At 47.7% G+C, this 17,368-nt stretch carries 17 protein-coding genes; all 17 read left to right on the plus strand.

The features are described from left to right. Positions 1-5 precede the first annotated feature (5 nt). Positions 6-2,753 carry an FtsK/SpoIIIE family DNA translocase gene (locus tag EYS05_RS14820; protein ID WP_138277471.1) on the plus strand — a complete coding sequence of 916 codons (2,748 nt, stop codon included), beginning with the start codon at positions 6-8 and terminating at the stop codon, positions 2,751-2,753. After that, a complete protein-coding gene (rlmH, locus tag EYS05_RS14825) occupies positions 2,750-3,229 on the plus strand; it encodes a 23S rRNA (pseudouridine(1915)-N(3))-methyltransferase RlmH (RefSeq protein ID WP_138277472.1) in 480 nt (159 codons plus the stop codon). Before EYS05_RS14820 ends, rlmH begins: the two co-directional genes overlap by 4 nt. A 115-nt stretch (positions 3,230-3,344) precedes the next feature. Further along, entirely contained in the window at positions 3,345-3,632 is a 288-nt protein-coding gene (gene groES / locus EYS05_RS14830) for a co-chaperone GroES (RefSeq protein ID WP_118513433.1), read from the plus strand. Beyond that, positions 3,632-4,966 carry an MATE family efflux transporter gene (locus tag EYS05_RS14835; protein ID WP_138277473.1) on the plus strand — a complete coding sequence of 445 codons (1,335 nt, stop codon included), beginning with the start codon at positions 3,632-3,634 and terminating at the stop codon, positions 4,964-4,966. Before groES ends, EYS05_RS14835 begins: the two co-directional genes overlap by 1 nt. 222 nt (positions 4,967-5,188) lie before the next feature. After that, positions 5,189-6,760, plus strand: coding sequence for an ABC transporter substrate-binding protein (locus EYS05_RS14840; RefSeq protein ID WP_138277474.1), 1,572 nt, complete (start codon positions 5,189-5,191; stop codon positions 6,758-6,760). A gap of 99 nt (positions 6,761-6,859) precedes the next feature. Continuing rightward, entirely contained in the window at positions 6,860-7,810 is a 951-nt protein-coding gene (locus tag EYS05_RS14845) for an ABC transporter permease (RefSeq protein WP_243119131.1), read from the plus strand. 13 nt (positions 7,811-7,823) lie between these two features. Next, entirely contained in the window at positions 7,824-8,657 is an 834-nt protein-coding gene (locus EYS05_RS14850; RefSeq protein WP_118513441.1) for an ABC transporter permease, read from the plus strand. Between the two features lie 15 nt (positions 8,658-8,672). Next, the gene (locus EYS05_RS14855; protein WP_118513443.1) at positions 8,673-9,632 is read left to right on the plus strand and encodes an ABC transporter ATP-binding protein; all 960 of its coding nucleotides are present in this window, start codon (positions 8,673-8,675) and stop codon (positions 9,630-9,632) included. Then, positions 9,629-10,606 (plus strand): ABC transporter ATP-binding protein, encoded by a 978-nt coding sequence (locus EYS05_RS14860; protein ID WP_021650544.1) that lies wholly within the window; start codon positions 9,629-9,631, stop codon positions 10,604-10,606. Before EYS05_RS14855 ends, EYS05_RS14860 begins: the two co-directional genes overlap by 4 nt. A gap of 77 nt (positions 10,607-10,683) precedes the next feature. After that, positions 10,684-11,904, plus strand: coding sequence for an L-cysteine desulfidase family protein (locus EYS05_RS14865; RefSeq protein WP_138277745.1), 1,221 nt, complete (start codon positions 10,684-10,686; stop codon positions 11,902-11,904). A gap of 44 nt (positions 11,905-11,948) precedes the next feature. Then, complete coding sequence (locus EYS05_RS14870) at positions 11,949-12,740, plus strand: NYN domain-containing protein (RefSeq protein ID WP_110102276.1); 792 nt, start codon at positions 11,949-11,951, stop codon at positions 12,738-12,740. Further along, entirely contained in the window at positions 12,737-13,699 is a 963-nt protein-coding gene (locus EYS05_RS14875) for a tRNA dihydrouridine synthase (protein WP_110102278.1), read from the plus strand. Before EYS05_RS14870 ends, EYS05_RS14875 begins: the two co-directional genes overlap by 4 nt. Continuing rightward, on the plus strand, positions 13,696-14,241 hold the full coding sequence (locus EYS05_RS14880) for a DUF2284 domain-containing protein (RefSeq protein ID WP_138277476.1): 546 nt from the start codon (positions 13,696-13,698) through the stop codon (positions 14,239-14,241). Before EYS05_RS14875 ends, EYS05_RS14880 begins: the two co-directional genes overlap by 4 nt. Before the next feature lie 84 nt (positions 14,242-14,325). Further along, complete coding sequence (locus tag EYS05_RS14885; RefSeq protein ID WP_021650540.1) at positions 14,326-14,589, plus strand: YabP/YqfC family sporulation protein; 264 nt, start codon at positions 14,326-14,328, stop codon at positions 14,587-14,589. Beyond that, positions 14,589-15,794, plus strand: a complete 1,206-nt coding sequence (locus EYS05_RS14890; protein WP_138277477.1) for a sporulation protein YqfD — start codon at positions 14,589-14,591, stop codon at positions 15,792-15,794. The genes EYS05_RS14885 and EYS05_RS14890 overlap by 1 nt, the downstream gene beginning before the upstream one ends. Next, complete coding sequence (locus tag EYS05_RS14895) at positions 15,787-16,812, plus strand: PhoH family protein (RefSeq protein WP_022426778.1); 1,026 nt, start codon at positions 15,787-15,789, stop codon at positions 16,810-16,812. The genes EYS05_RS14890 and EYS05_RS14895 overlap by 8 nt, the downstream gene beginning before the upstream one ends. Next, positions 16,809-17,303, plus strand: a complete 495-nt coding sequence (ybeY, locus tag EYS05_RS14900; RefSeq protein ID WP_015524845.1) for an rRNA maturation RNase YbeY — start codon at positions 16,809-16,811, stop codon at positions 17,301-17,303. The genes EYS05_RS14895 and ybeY overlap by 4 nt, the downstream gene beginning before the upstream one ends. The last annotated feature ends 65 nt before the right edge of the window (positions 17,304-17,368 follow it).

Here is a 17,368-nt window from a genome sequence, read left to right on the forward strand (position 1 = left end):
TGACAATGGCAGCTTCAAAAACGACAAAAAAAAGAAAAAGAAAACCTGCGGCGAAGCAGCAGCCTGTCGGTAACCGCTTTCAGACAGAGATCCTGATCCTTGTGATGTTTGCGGCCTGTCTGATCCTGATGATCAGTGCATTTGGTATGGGAGGGATCGTAGGAAATGCCATCAGTGCCGTATGTTTTGGCATCATGGGACTTTGTGCATATATTTTCCCGATCCTGCTTTTTGCCGGAGTTACGTTCCTGATCGTGAACAATACCAACCGCCTTGCCTACAAAAAGGTACTGGCAGGCGTGGTATTTTTTGTGTTCCTCTGCGGCTTTCTTCAGCTGATCACAGAGGGCTATACGCCAAGTACCACGTTTTCGGATTATTATTCACTGAGTTCGGAATACCGTACCGGCGGTGGAGTATTCGGTGGTGCGGTATGTATTTCCACAGCATCCGCTTTTGGTGTTGTGGGCGGAACTGTGATCATCGTTCTGGTGCTTCTTGTATCTCTCATCATCATAACACAGAGATCCTTCTTCGGATTTATGAATAAGATCCTGGACTTTTTTACAGATGCAGCACGAGAGGGCAAAGAAGCTTATCTTGAGGGACAGCCGGACAGAGAAAAGCAGAAAGAGCTTCGAAGAAAGATCCGTGCGGAAAAAAGAGCAGAGAAGATCCGCCGGCTGGAAGAAGAGCTGGAGGAAGAAGAACTTGCCCTTACAGAGGAAGCTCCGGAAAATATCTCAAAAAAACAAAAGAAAAAAGCCAGAAGATCGCAGAAGGAAAGACAGGCTGCGGTGAAGGCGAACCGGGAAGGAGAATTTAATCTTCCTTCTTTTCTTGATGAACAAAAGGCTGTACTTCCGGCAGATACAGAGCTGACAGAAGAGGATCCAGGGCTTGAGGAGAAACCGGAGGAGCATGCCCGGCCGCTGGAATTCCAGATCCACCGTTCACAGCCGCAGCCGGCCCGGGAAGAGTCGGAGGAGCCGGATTTCGAAAGAGAAATGCAGGAAGCCGAAGAGGAGGATGCCTATGACGGCTACGAGGATGTGGATATTCCCGAGATGCAGCAGATCCTGCCGGCAAAGACAGATGCAACAGCAAAAGCTTCCCGGGAAACAGGAAAGGCAGCCGTTCTCGCTGAGATAAAGGAGGATCCTCAGCCGGAAGCTGAACAGAAGGCATCCCATCAGCCCTCCAGAAACCCGAAGTCATCTCAGACAGAGATCGAGCATGGGATCAGAAATATCCAGCATGAGATCAGCCAGGGGGGAGCTCCGGAGAAGAAACCATATCAGTATCCGCCGCTGAAGCTTCTGAAGCGCGGAGATGGCAGATCTCAGGGAGATTCCGATGCACATCTGCGAAAAACAGCACAGAAGCTTCAGGAAACCCTGCATAATTTCGGCGTTAATGTAACCGTTACCAATGTGAGCTGCGGACCTACCGTTACCCGCTATGAACTGCAGCCGGAAATGGGTGTGAAGGTCAGTAAGATCGTTGGTCTTTCTGATGATATCAAGCTGAATCTTGCTACACCGGATATCCGTATCGAAGCACCGATACCGGGAAAGGCAGCCGTGGGGATCGAGGTCCCGAACAAGGAGAACAGCCCGGTCATGCTGCGGGATCTCCTTCAGTCAGAGGAGTTTAAAAATGCAAAATCCAAGCTGTCCTTTGCAGCAGGTAAGGATATTGCCGGAAAACCGGTAGTGGCAGATATTGCCAAGATGCCTCATCTTCTTATCGCCGGAGCAACCGGCTCCGGAAAATCCGTCTGCATCAATACGCTGATCATCAGCATCCTTTATAAGGCGACACCGGATGAGGTGCGTCTGATCATGATCGATCCGAAGGTGGTGGAGCTCAGTGTATATAACGGGATCCCGCACCTGTTCATTCCGGTAGTCACAGATCCGAAGAAAGCGGCCGGTGCGCTGAACTGGGCTGTTTCTGAAATGACCAGCCGTTACAATGCCTTTGCGGAATATGGGGTACGTAATCTTGGAGAATATAACAAAAAAGTTGCCAATATGCGGGTCCCGGAGGGAGAAAAGGCACCTGAGAAGATGCCGCAGATCGTGATCATCGTGGACGAGCTTGCGGATCTTATGATGGTTGCGCCGGGAGAAGTTGAGGATGCGATCTGCCGCCTGGCCCAGCTGGCACGTGCAGCAGGTATCCATCTGATCATTGCTACCCAGAGGCCATCTGTCAATGTCATCACAGGCCTGATCAAGGCCAATATGCCGTCCAGGATCGCATTTTCCGTATCTTCCGGTGTGGATTCCAGGACGATCCTAGATATGAACGGTGCCGAGAAGCTTCTTGGCAAGGGCGATATGCTGTTTTATCCTCAGGGGTATCAGAAGCCGGCCAGACTGCAGGGTGCTTTTGTTTCAGATGAGGAGGTCAGTGCAGTCGTAGAATATGTTTCTGACAAAAACCAGGGTGCTGTTTATGATACCTCCATCGAGAAGCAGGTCAATACAGCCGGTGTCCCGGGAGGAGCCGGCGGCGGTGACAGAGATGTCTATTTTACAGAAGCCGGTAAATTTATCATTGAGAAGGAAAAGGCCTCCATCGGTATGCTCCAGCGTATGTTCAAGATTGGATTTAACCGTGCGGCAAGGATCATGGATCAGCTTTGTGACGCAGGAGTGGTAGGCCCGGAGGAAGGAACCAAGCCAAGGAAGGTTTTGATGTCAGCAGAAGAATTTGAGAATTATCTGGAGGAGAACGGCGGATGAAAATAAGTATCCTGACAGTAGGGAAGATCAAGGAAAAATATCTGCGGGATGCCATTGCGGAGTATTCCAAGCGCCTCGGGCGTTACTGCAAGTTGGAGATCATAGAAGTGTCCGACGAAAAAACACCGGATAATGCCAGCGAAACAGTAGAAGATGCCATTCGGAACAAGGAAGGGGAGCGTCTTCTCAAATATATCCGGGACGATGCGTTTGTGATCACTCTGGAGATCGGAGGCGAACAGCTGACCTCTGAGAACTTCGCACGGAAGATCAACGAACTGGGGATACGTGGGACCAGCCATATCCAGTTTGTGATCGGCGGCTCTATCGGTCTTGGAAAAGAAGTACTGAAGAGATCAGACTATGCTTTAAGCTTTTCGAAAATGACATTTCCTCATCAGCTGATGCGTGTGATCTTTCTGGAACAGATCTACCGCAGCTATCGTATCATCAGCGGAGAGCCCTATCATAAATAATATCATACTGCATATCCGCAAATATCTTGACAATTTTCGGATATGTAGTATGATAAGAAAAGAGTAGCACTCGAAACTCAAGAGTGCTAATAATCACAGAAAGAAGGAAATGAACATGGCATTAAAACCAGTTGCAGACAGAGTTATCGTAAAATATTTTGAGACAGAAGACAAAACCGCATCCGGCATCGTGCTTCCGGACAGCTCCAGAGAGAAAACCCAGCAGGCAGAGGTTATCGCAGTAGGTGGCGGTAAGGTCGTAGACGGTAAAGAAGTACCAGTGCAGGTAAAGCCAGGTGACCGTGTGATCTACGGAAAATACACAGGAACTGAGATCAAATATGAGGGTGAGAAATATCTGGTGATCAACGCAGATGATATCATTGCCATCGTAAAAGACTGATGAAGAATTTTTATCGTAATTTTCTGAAATTATGCTCCATGCTGGTGTTGCAGAATGTAGTGACCTTAAGTGTCAATCTTGCTGACAACATTATGCTTGGAGCCTTCAGCGAAACTGCATTATCCGGTGTGACCACCGTAAACCAGGTACAGTTCGTCTTTCAGCAGCTGCTTATGGCGCTGGGAGACGGACTTGTCATATTCGGAAGTCAGTACTGGGGAAAGAAAGAGACAGAACCGGTAAGAAAGATCAGTGCCTGGGCCATGCGCACAGGCCTTTTTATTGCCTTTGTGCTGTTTATCCTGGCCAGCCTTTTTCCAACACAGCTGCTGGGGCTTTTTACAACAGACCAGACAATTATTGAAGCCGGCCGTTCCTATCTGGCGATCATCCGGTTTACTTACTTTTTCTTTGCGGTGACGCAGATCCTGCTTGCTACACTGCGTTGTGTGGAAATTGCAGGGGTTGCCTTCGGGCTTTCGGTAATGACTCTTGTGATCAACTGCAGCATAAACTGGATCCTGATCTACGGACATTTTGGTGCACCCAGGATGGGAGCCGCAGGAGCTGCTGTGGGAACACTGACTGCCCGTATTGCGGAGATCTGTGTTCTGATCATCTATATCCGCAAAAAACAGAGCTGGATCGGCATTTGTATCCGGGATTATCTGCATTCAGACCTAAGGTTCGGCCGGAAATATTATAAGGTGGTATGTCCATTGCTGGTGCTCCAGGGACTCTGGGGCGTGAATACGGCTCTTCAGACAGCAATCCTGGGACATATGACAGCAGCAGCCATTGCTGCCAACAGTGCAGCCTCCAATCTGTTTTTGATGGTGAAATCCGCTGCTGTGGGAGCCGCCTCCGCTGCATCAGTTACCATGGGAAAAACCATCGGTTCCGGGAACCTGGAACTCGCGAAGGTTTATTCCAAAAAGCTTCAGAAATTATTTGTAGTCATGGGACTCATCTGTGGTATCCTTCTTTTCTTTATCCGGATCCCGGTGCTGAGCCTGTATCAGCTTTCGCCGGAAACGAGAGAGATGGCCAATACTTTTCTTATTATTTTAAGTGTGGTAATGGTAGGGATGTCCTATCAGATGCCGACAAACGGTGGTATTATCCGGGGAAGCGGAAGCATCGCCTATTCCATGAAAGTGGATCTGATCAGTACCTGGGGGATCGTGATTCCCCTGTCCATGTTTATGGCATTTGTGGTCAATGCATCTCCGGCAATAGTGGTATGTTGCCTGAATGCAGATCAGATCTTTAAATGCGTGCCTGCATTTTTGAAGTGCAATTACGGACACTGGATCAAAAATATGACGAATTAAGGAAATATATATAGATCAGAGGAAAGATACAGAAAATTTATCTTGACGCCTGTGTGATCTGTATGTAGAATAAATACAAGCTTTAGCGAAATGCAGTAAAAAAATCTCTGAAGAGCCAGGGACAGCTTGACAAAGGTAATATGGTATAGTATTATCTTGCATATATCATATTAAACTGGTAGGAAAAGAGGAATACTCACTGAAACACAGGAGGAACAGGAAATGAGAAAAAAAGTACTGGCAGCGCTTCTGGCAGTTGCAGTGGCAGGAACAACTGTCATGTCAGGAATGACTGTTTTTGCAGCAGAAACAGAAGGAACCAAGGCGGAAGGTGGAAATATTACCATTGCAGAAACAGCAGATCCGCAGAACATCAATCCGCTTTATGTTGTGGATCAGACAAGCTTCGATATGATGCAGGCACTGTACAGCCCGTTTTTTGAGATCGTGAACGGAGAGATGTATTACGGAAACGGACTTTGCGAAAGTGTAACAGCCAATGATGATGCCAGCGAATTCACACTGAAGCTGAAAGACGGACTGAAATGGCATGACGGTCAGCCGATCACAGCCGATGATGTGGTATTTACCATGCAGGTGCTGGTAGATGAGAAGCAGAATGTTCCGTACTCTTCTTACGGATACGTTAATGATAAGGCGGTAGAGGCAGAGAAGGTTGATGACCTTACAGTCAAGCTTTCCCTTGGATCATCTTCCGCAGGCTTTCTTGGCGGACTGAGCCAGGTTTACTGTATTCCGAAGCATATTTATGACGGCGTGGAGAATATCGGAGAAAGTGATCTCAACAATGAACCGGTGGGAAATGGTCCTTTTAAGTTCGAGGAATACAAATCCGGAGAGTATTATAAAGTAACAAAATTCGACGACTATTTTGATGATGTAAATCTGGATTCCATCACCTTCAAGATCGTAAAGGATTCCAGTTCCGCCAATGCGGCACTTGCAAGCGGAGATCTGGATGCACGTCTGATCAGTGCAGATGATTACGATACCGTCAGTGCTTACGATAACGTAAACATCAATACCTATAATTCCGGACGTGTCAACGCCATGTTCATGAATGAGCTGAACAAAGATCTTCAGGATGTAAAGGTACGTCAGGCAATCGCATACGCACTGAATAAAGAGGAGTTCTGCCAGTTTGCTTTCATTTCCGAGGACTATGCAGAGCCTGCGGATTCTATTTTTACACCGGATACACTCTACTATACAAAACCGGACAACACCTACGACAATGATCCGGCTAAAGCACAGGAGCTCCTTTCCGAAGCAGGAAAGACAAATCTTTCTCTGAACCTGATGTATATCTCCACAGATAAGACAATGGAGAGTGAGGCTCTGTATGTACAGTCTGCCCTTGCAAATGTAGGAATCACCATCAATCTTCTTCCTACAGATGAGTCTACCTTCAAGAATAAGACAAAGGATCCGGAGTGCACAGATTATGATCTGGTACTGAGCTTCTATACTCTGGGAGAAGAGCCGAGCCTTTACGCAGACATGAGTTCTTCCGACAGCCGTTCCAACTATTCCAGGATCAAGGATACAGATCTGGATGCATTGTGGGAAGATGGCAACAGCACTGCAGATGAGACAAAACGTGGTGAGATTTATAAAGAGATCCAGAATACGATCAATGATAACATGTATATCTATCCGATCGCTTATTCCAATGGTTTCTATGCGGTAAGTAAAGATTTCGGGGGCTTTGATGAATGTCTGTTAAAAACTATTTATTATGATTATTCCAAGATCTACACATTGGAGAAATAAATAATTTTATAGCGGATGAATACCGGAAACAGAAAGAGGCTGACGCGTTTTTTGCGCCAGCCGATTTCCTGTTTTCGGGGAAAATAAAGGAGGTACATTTTGAAGAAGATCGTAAACCGACTGATACAGTGTATTCTGACACTGTTTATTGTCTCTGTTCTCTGCTTTGCACTGACAAAAGCAGCGCCCGGAGATCCTGTTCTGACTTATGTGGAACCAAATATGAGTGAAGAATATATCCAGAACCTGAGAGAAAGCCTGGGACTTACAAAGCCTCTCTATGAGCAGTACTTTCTGTGGCTGGGAAGGATCCTTCACGGGAATTTCGGAAATTCTCTGATGAATAACCGTCCGGTCCTGACACAGATGCTGGAGAGGCTTCCCGCAACCGTGATCCTCATGGGAACCAGCATGCTGCTTGGTTTTCTCATTGCCATTGTACTGGGCCTGTATTCCGGAAAGAATAAGAATGGTGTTCTGGATAAGATTACCAGTATGTTTTGTTATGTAGGTATCTCCATTCCTACTTTCTGGTTCGGTATCATGCTGATCTATCTCCTCAGTGTGCATTTACATATCCTGCCAAGTATCGGTATGCATTCAGACGGAAACCGTTCCTTTGGAGATCTGATCCTGCATATGGTCATGCCCTGTGCAGTTCTGACCTTTGCAAATGCGTCACAGTACATCCGGTATTTAAGAAGCAGTACCATTACGGAAATGTCCTCCGATTATGTTATGGTGCAGAGGGTTTACGGAATGAAAGAGTCTGGAATCCTTTTCCGGCATGTACTGAAAAATGCCATGCTTCCTATGATCACAGTTCTCGGAATGAGCCTGCAGTCCCTGGTATCCGGTGCCATTATCACCGAGCAGGTTTTTGCATGGCCGGGAATCGGTCAGCTGGCAGTTACTGCCGTCATGCAGTATGATTATCCCCTGATCATGGGAATTACCATGTTCACCGCGCTTCTTGTGGTGCTCGGAAATCTTCTGGCAGATATTCTGTATGCTGTCTTTGATCCGAGGATCCGGAAAGCAGGATGTTAGGAGGTGAAGGAACATGAGAGAAAATATCTGGAAAAATATCAAACTTGGTTTTAAGACAAATAAACTTGCAGTGGTAGGTGCAGCAGCTATCATCCTGCTGGCACTGATCTCCATTTTTGCCTTTCTGTACCCGGTAGATCCTAATGCCATCAGCGCCACAGAGAGACTGAATGCTCCTTCCATGGCGCATCTTTTCGGTACGGATGATATGGGACGGGATTATCTGGCTCGCTGTATTTACGGAGGAAGAGCATCCCTTCTGGTGGGCTTCCTTTCCATGGTGCTTTCTACAGCCCTTGGCGTGGTCATCGGTTCCATCAGCGGTTTTGTGGGAGGAACGGTGGATGCGGTGCTGATGCGTCTGGTGGATGCATTGATGAGCCTTCCGACATTCCTGATCATGATCGTTATGAATGCCTTCCTGAAACCGGGACTTCAGAACATTGTCCTGATCATCGGCTTTCTGACCTGGATGAACATTGCCAGGATCGTCCGTGGCGAGACTATTTCCCTGAACGAGAGAGAGTATGTCATCTATGCAAAGATCTCCGGACAGAAGAAATTCTCCACCATTGTACACCATATCCTGCCTAACATCATGCCTACCATTATCGTGGCTGCAACCATGAACATTGCCAATGCCATCCTGATGGAATCTGCACTGAGCTTTTTCGGCTTGGGTATCCAACCGCCTACGGCTTCCTGGGGAAGTATGCTGAGCAATGCACAGCGCTATATCCAGCAGGCACCGTATCTGGCTATTTTCCCCGGAATCCTGATCCTGATCACTGTCGTCAGCTTCAATTATCTGGGAGAAGTATTAAGAAAAGTATTCGAGCCCAAGTAAGGAGGACATTTACATATGGAAAAATTACTGGAAGTAAAAGATCTGAAGGTGTCTTTCTTTACAGACCTTGGAGAGACACAGGCAGTAAAAGGTGCTGGCTTTGCCATCGGTGAGGGGGATTTTTTCGGGATCGTAGGAGAGTCCGGAAGCGGAAAAAGTGTGACCACCAAATCCATTCTCCGTCTCGGACCATCCAACTGTAAGATCATGGGCGGTGAGATCCTGTTCCGGGGAGAAGATATCCTGAAGAAAAATGAAGCAGAGCTCCGTGAGATCCGCGGTGGTGAGATCGCCATGATCTTTCAGGATTCGCTTTCCGCACTGAATCCGGTTTACACTGTTGGCAATAAGATGGTAGAGCTGATCCGACGCCATACCAACATGAACAAAAAAGAAGCAAAGGCCCGGGTGCTGGAGCTTCTCACAGCCGTAGGCATCACAGACCCGGAAAAGGCTATGAACAGCTATCCCCACGAGCTTTCCGGCGGTATGCGCCAGCGTGTGATGATCGCCATGGCCATGAGCAGTGATCCGAAGGTCCTGATCGCCGATGAGCCGACCACAGCTCTGGACGTTACGATCCAGGCGCAGATCCTTCATCTTCTTCTGGAGCTTCAAAAAAAGAACAATATGAGCATCATCCTGATCACCCACGATCTGGGCGTCGTGGCGCAGACCTGTAAGCGGGTAGCTGTTATGTGTGGTGGCTACGTGGTGGAAGAGGGAACCGTAGAGGAAATTTTTCTTCATCCGGGACATCCCTATACACAGGCACTGATCGCAAGCATGCCGCGGGTGGGAGGTACTTTTGAACAGTTTCTGGAGAGAGATCTTTCGGATGGAAACGGTGATCTGTGTCCCTTCCTCAATCGCTGTAAATATGCGGACAAAACGTGTGAAGCCTGTCTTCCGAAATATTATGAGGCTTCAGAGGGACACAGGATATTCTGTCACAGAAGGGAGGAGAAGAGATGAGCAAGCCCTTAATTGAAGTAAAAGATCTGAAAGTATATTTTAAACAGAAATCTCCGAAGCTTCTGTCCTTTAAGCCGGGCATACTGAAGGCTGTGGATCAGGTAAGCTTTTCTATTGAAAAGGGAAAAACCTTCGGTCTGGTAGGAGAATCCGGAAGCGGAAAATCTACCATCGGAAAGGCAATTCTACGTTATCATAAACCCACAGGCGGTGAGATTTTTTATGAAGGAACAGAGATCGGAGCCATGGGGGAAAAAGAACTGCTTCCATACCGCAAAAAAATGCAGTCCGTTTTTCAGGATCCCTATTCCTCTCTGGACCCAAGCCATACAGTGCAGGATATCATCTGCGAGCCTATGGCGATCCATAAAATGTACACGCAGAAAGAACGCAAAGAGCGTGCAAAAGAACTGATCCGCGTGGTTGGCCTCAAAGAGCAGGATCTTCTGAAGTATCCTCATGAGTTCTCCGGCGGACAGCGTCAGAGGATTTCCATTGCAAGAGCACTTTCCGTACAGCCGGAATTTGTAGTCTGCGATGAGCCCATTTCTGCGCTGGATGTTTCCCTGCAGGCCCAGATCGTTCAGATGCTTCAGGATCTTCAGGAAAAGTACGGGCTGACCTATCTGTTCATCAGCCATCAGCTGCAGGTGGTCCAGAAGATCTGTGATGAGATCGGGGTGCTTTATCTTGGAAATCTCATGGAGATCGCAGATGCAGATAAGCTCTATTCCAATCCGCTGCATCCTTATACAAAAATGCTGATCTCCTCGATTCCGGTTCCGGACCCAAGAGTCAAAACTCTGGATCAGATCGTTACGGATACCGGAGTACAGTCCAGATCTATCGGGGGCTGCCGCTTCCATAACCGCTGTCCGTGGTGTGAGGAACGCTGCAGACAGGAAACCCCGGCACTTCGTCAGGTGGAGCCGGGACATATGGTAGCATGTCATAAATATCAGGAAAAGAAATAATCATAAAATACGGGAAGGTAAATAAAAAAGTGGACATAAATATATATAAAAACTATCTGGCGATCCTCCGTGAGGAGATGATCCCGGCTATGGGATGTACAGAACCTATTGCCCTGGCCTATGGTGCGGCAAGAGCAAGAGAGATCCTTGGAAAAGAGCCGGAGCGTATCGTAGCAAAATGTTCCGGAAATATCATCAAAAATGTGCGTTGTGTGATCATCCCCAATTCCGGGGGATTAAAGGGAATTCCTGCAGGTGTGATCCTTGGGGCGGTAGCAGGAGATGCTTCTCTGGATATGGAGGTTCTTTCCAAAGTCGATGAAAAGGGTAGGGCACGCTGCCGGGAACTTCTGGAGGCAGATATCTGTAAGGTAGAGCTTCTGGATACGCCGGTGGTCCTTCACATTATCATCGAAATGTATGCCGGTGAAGATACCGTCAGCCTGGAGATCAAATACGACCATATCAACGTGACCAGGATCAGCAAAAACGGGGAAATCCTCCTTGATGCAGACAAAGCTGTGGAAGAAAAGGAAGAGACGGACCGAGGCCTGTTAAATCTGGAGGATATTCGGGAATTTGCGGATACCGTAGAGCTTTCCGATGTAAAGGAACTTCTGGATGCGCAGATCAGAAGCAATATGGCCATTGCTCATGAGGGAATGACCGGAAAATACGGCCTGGGTATCGGGCGCGTGATCCGTGAAAACTATTCTCATGATATGCTCACCAGAATGAGAAGTCTTACTGCAGCAGCTTCCGAGGCACGTATGGGTGGCTGTGATATGCCGGTTGTCATTAATTCCGGAAGCGGAAATCAGGGAATTGCATGCTCTGTTCCGCTGATCGTCTATGCAAGAGAGATGGAGCTGCCGGATTACAGCCTCTACAGGGCCCTGGTGTTTTCCAATCTCCTCACAGTCTATCAGAAGCAATATATAGGGAAGCTGTCTGCCTTCTGCGGGGCGGTATCGGCCTCCTGTGCAGCCGGAGCCGCCATTACCTATATGGTAGGCGGAGATATTTCCCTGATCAAAAAAACGATCGAGAATACCCTTGCCAATATTCCGGGAATCATCTGTGATGGGGCCAAGATCTCCTGTGCTGCCAAGATCGCAGCCTGTCTTGACGCAGCCTTCCTGGCGCATCATCTTGCCATGAACGGGCAGTCTTATGCGCCTTATACAGGAATTCTCCAGGAAGAAACCGCAGAGACCATCAGCTGTGTGGGACAGATCGGAAAAGACGGTATGAAGGAAACAGACAGAGAGATCCTCAAGATCATGTTGGAGCATTGATCCGCATCGGAGATGGCACAGATTAAACAGAAAAGGTTGGATTTATGGACAATGAATTAAGAATTGCAATACTGATCGATGCAGATAATGTATCAGACAAATACATCAAGATCATCGTGGATGAAGTGGCAAACATCGGCATAGCCACCTACAAACGGATCTATGGAGACTGGACCAGTGCACGGCTTTCCTCCTGGAAAAAGGTTCTTCTGGAGGATTCCATCATTCCTATCCAGCAATACAGCTATACCACCGGAAAAAACGCCACCGATTCGGCGATGATCATTGATGCCATGGATATTCTGTATTCCGGAAATGTGGATGGATATTGCATTGTTTCTTCGGACAGTGATTTCACCCGTCTGGCAGCAAGGCTCCGGGAATCCGGAATGCTGGTCCTGGGTATGGGTGAGGAGAAGACGCCGAAGCCGTTTATTTCCGCATGCAACCAGTTTAAATATCTGGATCTTCTCTACCGCAACCAGCAGGAGGAAGAGAAGAAGGAAGATATGGCTACTGCAGCAGAAGCTAAAAAATCCGGAAACAGCAGCAAACAGAGCAGCTCCGGCTCCAGGAAGAACAAAGACCTCAAGCGGGTACGCAAGGCCATTAATGCTATCATCGAGAAATTTTCTGACGAAGAGGGATGGCTTTCCTCCGGACAGCTGGGTGACCAGCTTGGGAAACGACTTCCGGATTTTGATGTGCGTAATTACGGATATTCCAAGCTGACCCCCTTTATCAAATCTCTGGGAAATTATGAAACAGGCAGGATCCCCACGGGAAGCGGAGGGAGAAAGCAGATCTATTTCCGCATGAAGGAGGATAAACAATGAAGAATTATCTGGCACCTATGGAGGGCGTAACCAACTGGGTCTATCGGAATGCATATCATGACTATTTTTATCCCATGGATAAATACTTTACTCCCTTCATCACTGCCAAGCCCAATAAACGTCTCAGCAGCAAGGAGATCAAAGAGGTATCACCGGAAACCAACGGAGATCTTCCGGTGATTCCCCAGATCCTGACCAACAATGCGGAGGATTTTGTGAAAACAGCGCATATCTTCCGGGATGAATACGGACACAGGGAAGTAAATCTCAATCTGGGATGCCCCTCGGGAACTGTCACAGCCAAGGGAAAGGGTGCCGGTTTCCTGGGCGAGCCGGATAAGCTGGAACGTTTTCTGGATGAGATCTTCGAAAAGACCGGTATGGAGATCTCCATAAAAACGAGAGTGGGAACGGATTATGAGGAAGACTGGGAACGGCTTCTTGAGATCTACGGCAGATATCCGCTGAAGGAGCTGATCATCCATCCACGCCTTCTGAAGGATCATTATAAGGGGATTCCCAGATATGGACTGTATGAGGAGGCAAGGGAAAAGCTGAAGGTTCCTTTGGGATATAACGGGGATATTTTTTCAGTGGAGGCTTATCAGGAAATCCGGGAGAAATTTCCGGATGCAGACAGCGTCATGTACGGAAGAGGCCTGATCGCAAGGCCCTATCTTCTGGATGCCATTATGCAAAAAGAAGACGGAGAGGATCACCGGGAAGAATACCGGAAAAAGCTGCGTCAGTTTCATGACCGTCTTTACCGGGATTATCAGGAACATCTTTCAGGAGAACGAAATGTACTTTTTCGCATGAAGGAATTGTGGAGTTATATGGCACCGGGCTTTACCAATTATGCCAGATATCTGAAAAAGATCAAAAAATCCCAGCATTTTGGTGACTATGAGGCAGCAGTTATGAGCCTTTTTGGAGAACAGGAGATCTTAAAGGTATGAACAGTATAAAAGAAAAATTTGATGAATTTATTTCCCAGTATCCCATTTTTGAGTATCGTGTGCTGGATACAGGGGATATTAAAGTACAGTCACGTGTGCGTACGATCTGTAAACAGGAATGTGAACGTTATGGGAGCACATGGGCCTGTCCTCCGGCAGTGGGAGAGCTGTCAGAATGCGAAAAGAAGATCCGGAGCTATCCGAGAGCAGTTTTCTTTTCCAGCGTTGCGGAGGTATCGGATATCATGAACATGAAGGAGATGCTTTCCACAAGAATGGAACACGAAGCGCTTACAGAGAAGGTACGTGATTTTCTGGAGGGAGAGGGCTATGAGACCTTTACGCTTTCCACGGAATCCTGTGACTTCTGTGAACGCTGTGCCTATCTGGACGGAAAACCATGCCGTTTTCCGGAGCATATGCATCCATGTCTGGAAAGCTATGGCGTGGTAGTCAGTGAGATCGTAGAAAAGGAAGCTATGGAATACAATCTGGGTGGAAATACCATTCTCTGGTTTTCTATGGTGCTGATCCGCAGATAAAAGACAAAAAGCAGATACAGCGAAAGATACATAAGAAGAAATCCTCCGGCATAGATTAATGATAAAAGCCGGAGGATTTTTTTAATGAGAAAAATGTCAGCTTTTCTGGAGCTTCCCGGGGAACCGGCATTTCGGGAGGTGCAGGTGATACTTACGGGAAAACGCCGGGCAGTGATCGAAAATTACCGGAATATCCAGAGCTATACAAGGGAGGAGATCCTGATACTGACACCTTCCGGCAGACTTGTGATCCGTGGGAAAAACCTTGTGATCCCCTGCTACACAACCCTTGAACTATGTATCCGCGGGCAGATCGAAAGCATTACGCTGGAGGAGGGAAATAAGTAATGATCCCAGGTTTTGTGCGGGTTTCTGTTAAGGGGCAGCAGTGCCAGCGGTTTGTGAATCTGTGCAGAGGCAGGGAAATGGATCTGAAAAGGATCATCCGTACCGGTGAGACGGAGCTTCAGCTGACTATGAAGGTAGCGGATTTTCTGCAGATCTCGCCACTGCGGAGAAAAACAGGGGTACATATCCACATCCTGAAAAAAAGAGGGCCTTTGTTTTTTCTGCTTTTCTGTAAAAGAAGAAAAATGATCCCTGCAGGGTTTCTGGCAGTTTTCTGCCTCCTTTTTTTTCTGTCAGGCAGAGTGTGGAACGTTGAGATCCGGGGAAATATTTTAAATCCCACTCCCCAGCTGATGAGCTTTCTGAAAGAGCAGGGGGTCTGTTTCGGAGTATCCAGAAAGAAGATCAGCTGCAGTGCACTTGCAGCTTCCCTGCGAAGAGAATTTCCGGAGATCACCTGGGTGTCTGCCGGATTTTCGGGAACGGGCCTGCGTTTTGAGATCCGGGAGGGAACTGCCGGAGAAAAAGCAGAGCCGGAAGATAAATCCTGCAGTCTGTTTTCGACTCTGGACGGAGTGATCGATTCCATGGTCACACGGCAGGGAACTCCTCTTGTCAGAGCCGGGGATGAAATAAAAAAAGGCCAGGAACTGGTTTCCGGGATCGTGGATATCACAGATGACAGCCAGGAGGTCATCCGCTATGAGTATGTTCAGGCAGATGCGGATATTTACGTCTGTCATTCCATTGCCTATTACGATACCTTTCCGTTGGACATAGAGAAAAAGGTATGGCCCGGTAAAAATAAAACAACGATTTTTTTTCAGCTTGGAAGCAGTTTCCTGGACCTTTCTTCTCCTCTGCAGCAAAATGAAGATCGTCTTATCTGCCGGGAATCTCTTTTCAGTACCGGGATCTTTCAGGTTCCTTTTTCCCTGGGGATCATCACTACCAACAGGTTTGAGCTCCGAAAAGAAAGACTGACAGAGGATGCCGCCAAAAAACAGGCCATACAGAGGCTTTATGATTATGAAGAAAAATTAATAGAAAAAGGGGTTCAAATATCTGAAAATAATGTTAAAATAGAAATAAATCACCAGGACTGCGTCAGCAGAGGCACTCTTACCGTCATTGAAAGGACCGGAAGAGAAGCCCCCACAGAAAAAAAGACGCAGCCAAAAGAAAGGACACCAGAGGATGGCTAGCAGCATTATCGAATTATATGTGGATGTGCCGGCAGACCGCCAGGCGAATATTTTCGGACAGTTTGACGAGCATCTGAAGCTGATCGAACGTACTCTGAACGTAACCATGATCTTCCGTGACGGTTCTCTTAAGATCCTGGGAAGCCAGGAGGGAGCCACACAGGCCAGGGCAATCGTGGAGGAACTGAACACACTTGCGGGCAGAGGCAATACCATCACACAGCAGAATGTGAATTACGCACTTTCCCTTGCTATGGAGAAGATTGGATCCGTGATGGAGGAGATCGACAAGGATTTTATCTGTAATACCATACAGGGCAGGCCGATCAAACCCAAGACCCTCGGACAGAAGGACTATGTGGAACAGATCCGTAAGAAGATGATCGTATTCGGTGTGGGACCTGCCGGAACCGGCAAAACCTATCTTGCCATGGCCATGGCAGTAACTGCTTTTCGCAATGAGGAGGTTTCCAGGATCATTCTTACCAGACCGGCAATTGAGGCAGGAGAGAAGCTGGGATTCCTTCCCGGCGATCTCCAGAGCAAGGTCGATCCCTATCTGCGTCCTCTTTATGACGCACTGTATCAGATCATGGGGGCAGACAGCTTTGCCAAAAACATGGAGAAGGGGCTCATCGAGGTTGCCCCTCTTGCCTATATGAGAGGGCGTACACTGGATAATGCCTTTATCATCCTGGATGAGGCGCAGAATACCACACCTGCCCAGATGAAGATGTTCCTGACCAGGATCGGCTTCGGTTCCAAGGTGATCATCACAGGCGATGCATCCCAGAAGGACCTTCCCAGGGACGCCACGTCCGGTCTGGATGTGGCGATGAAGGTGCTGAAGAAGATCGATGACATCGGATTCTGTCAGCTGACCAGCAAGGATGTTGTACGTCATCCACTTGTACAGCAGATCGTGCAGGCCTATGACGATTATGAAAAAAAACAGAAGCCTGCCAAATCCAGGAAGGATGACAGGTATGCTGTGAAAAATAAGGAGTACAGAAGATGACCATAAATATCGAATATGAGACAGATCAGGAGTTAGGCATTGACTATGCTGCCCTTGCATCCCAGGTTGCGGACAAGGTTCTTGAAATGGAGAAATGCCCCTATGACGGACAGGTCAATCTTGTCCTGACAGATAACGAGGAGATTAAGAGGGTAAATACGGAATTCCGGAATATCCAGGCTCCTACAGATGTGCTGTCATTTCCTATGATCCCCTTTGAGACACCGGCGGATTATTCCGTTGTGGAAGAGGATGAGTCCTACTTTGATCTGGACAGTGATGAACTCCTTCTTGGAGATATCATGATCTCCGTGCCTAAGGTTTTTGCCCAGGCAGAGGAATACGGACATAGTGTGACGAGGGAATTCTGTTTCCTGGTGGCACATAGTATGCTGCATCTTCTGGGCTATGATCATATGACAGAGGATGAGGCAAAGGTCATGGAAGCCAAGCAGGCAGCAGCACTGAAGGAACTGGGGATCAACCGCTAATACAGCGAATGATCACGTGCTGTCCCACAGAAAAGCTAAGCGGAAAGCTTTTCCGCTTTAAGAAA

The organism is Blautia sp. SC05B48 (genome assembly GCF_005848555.1).
Taxonomy (GTDB): Bacteria; Bacillota; Clostridia; order Lachnospirales; family Lachnospiraceae; genus Blautia_A.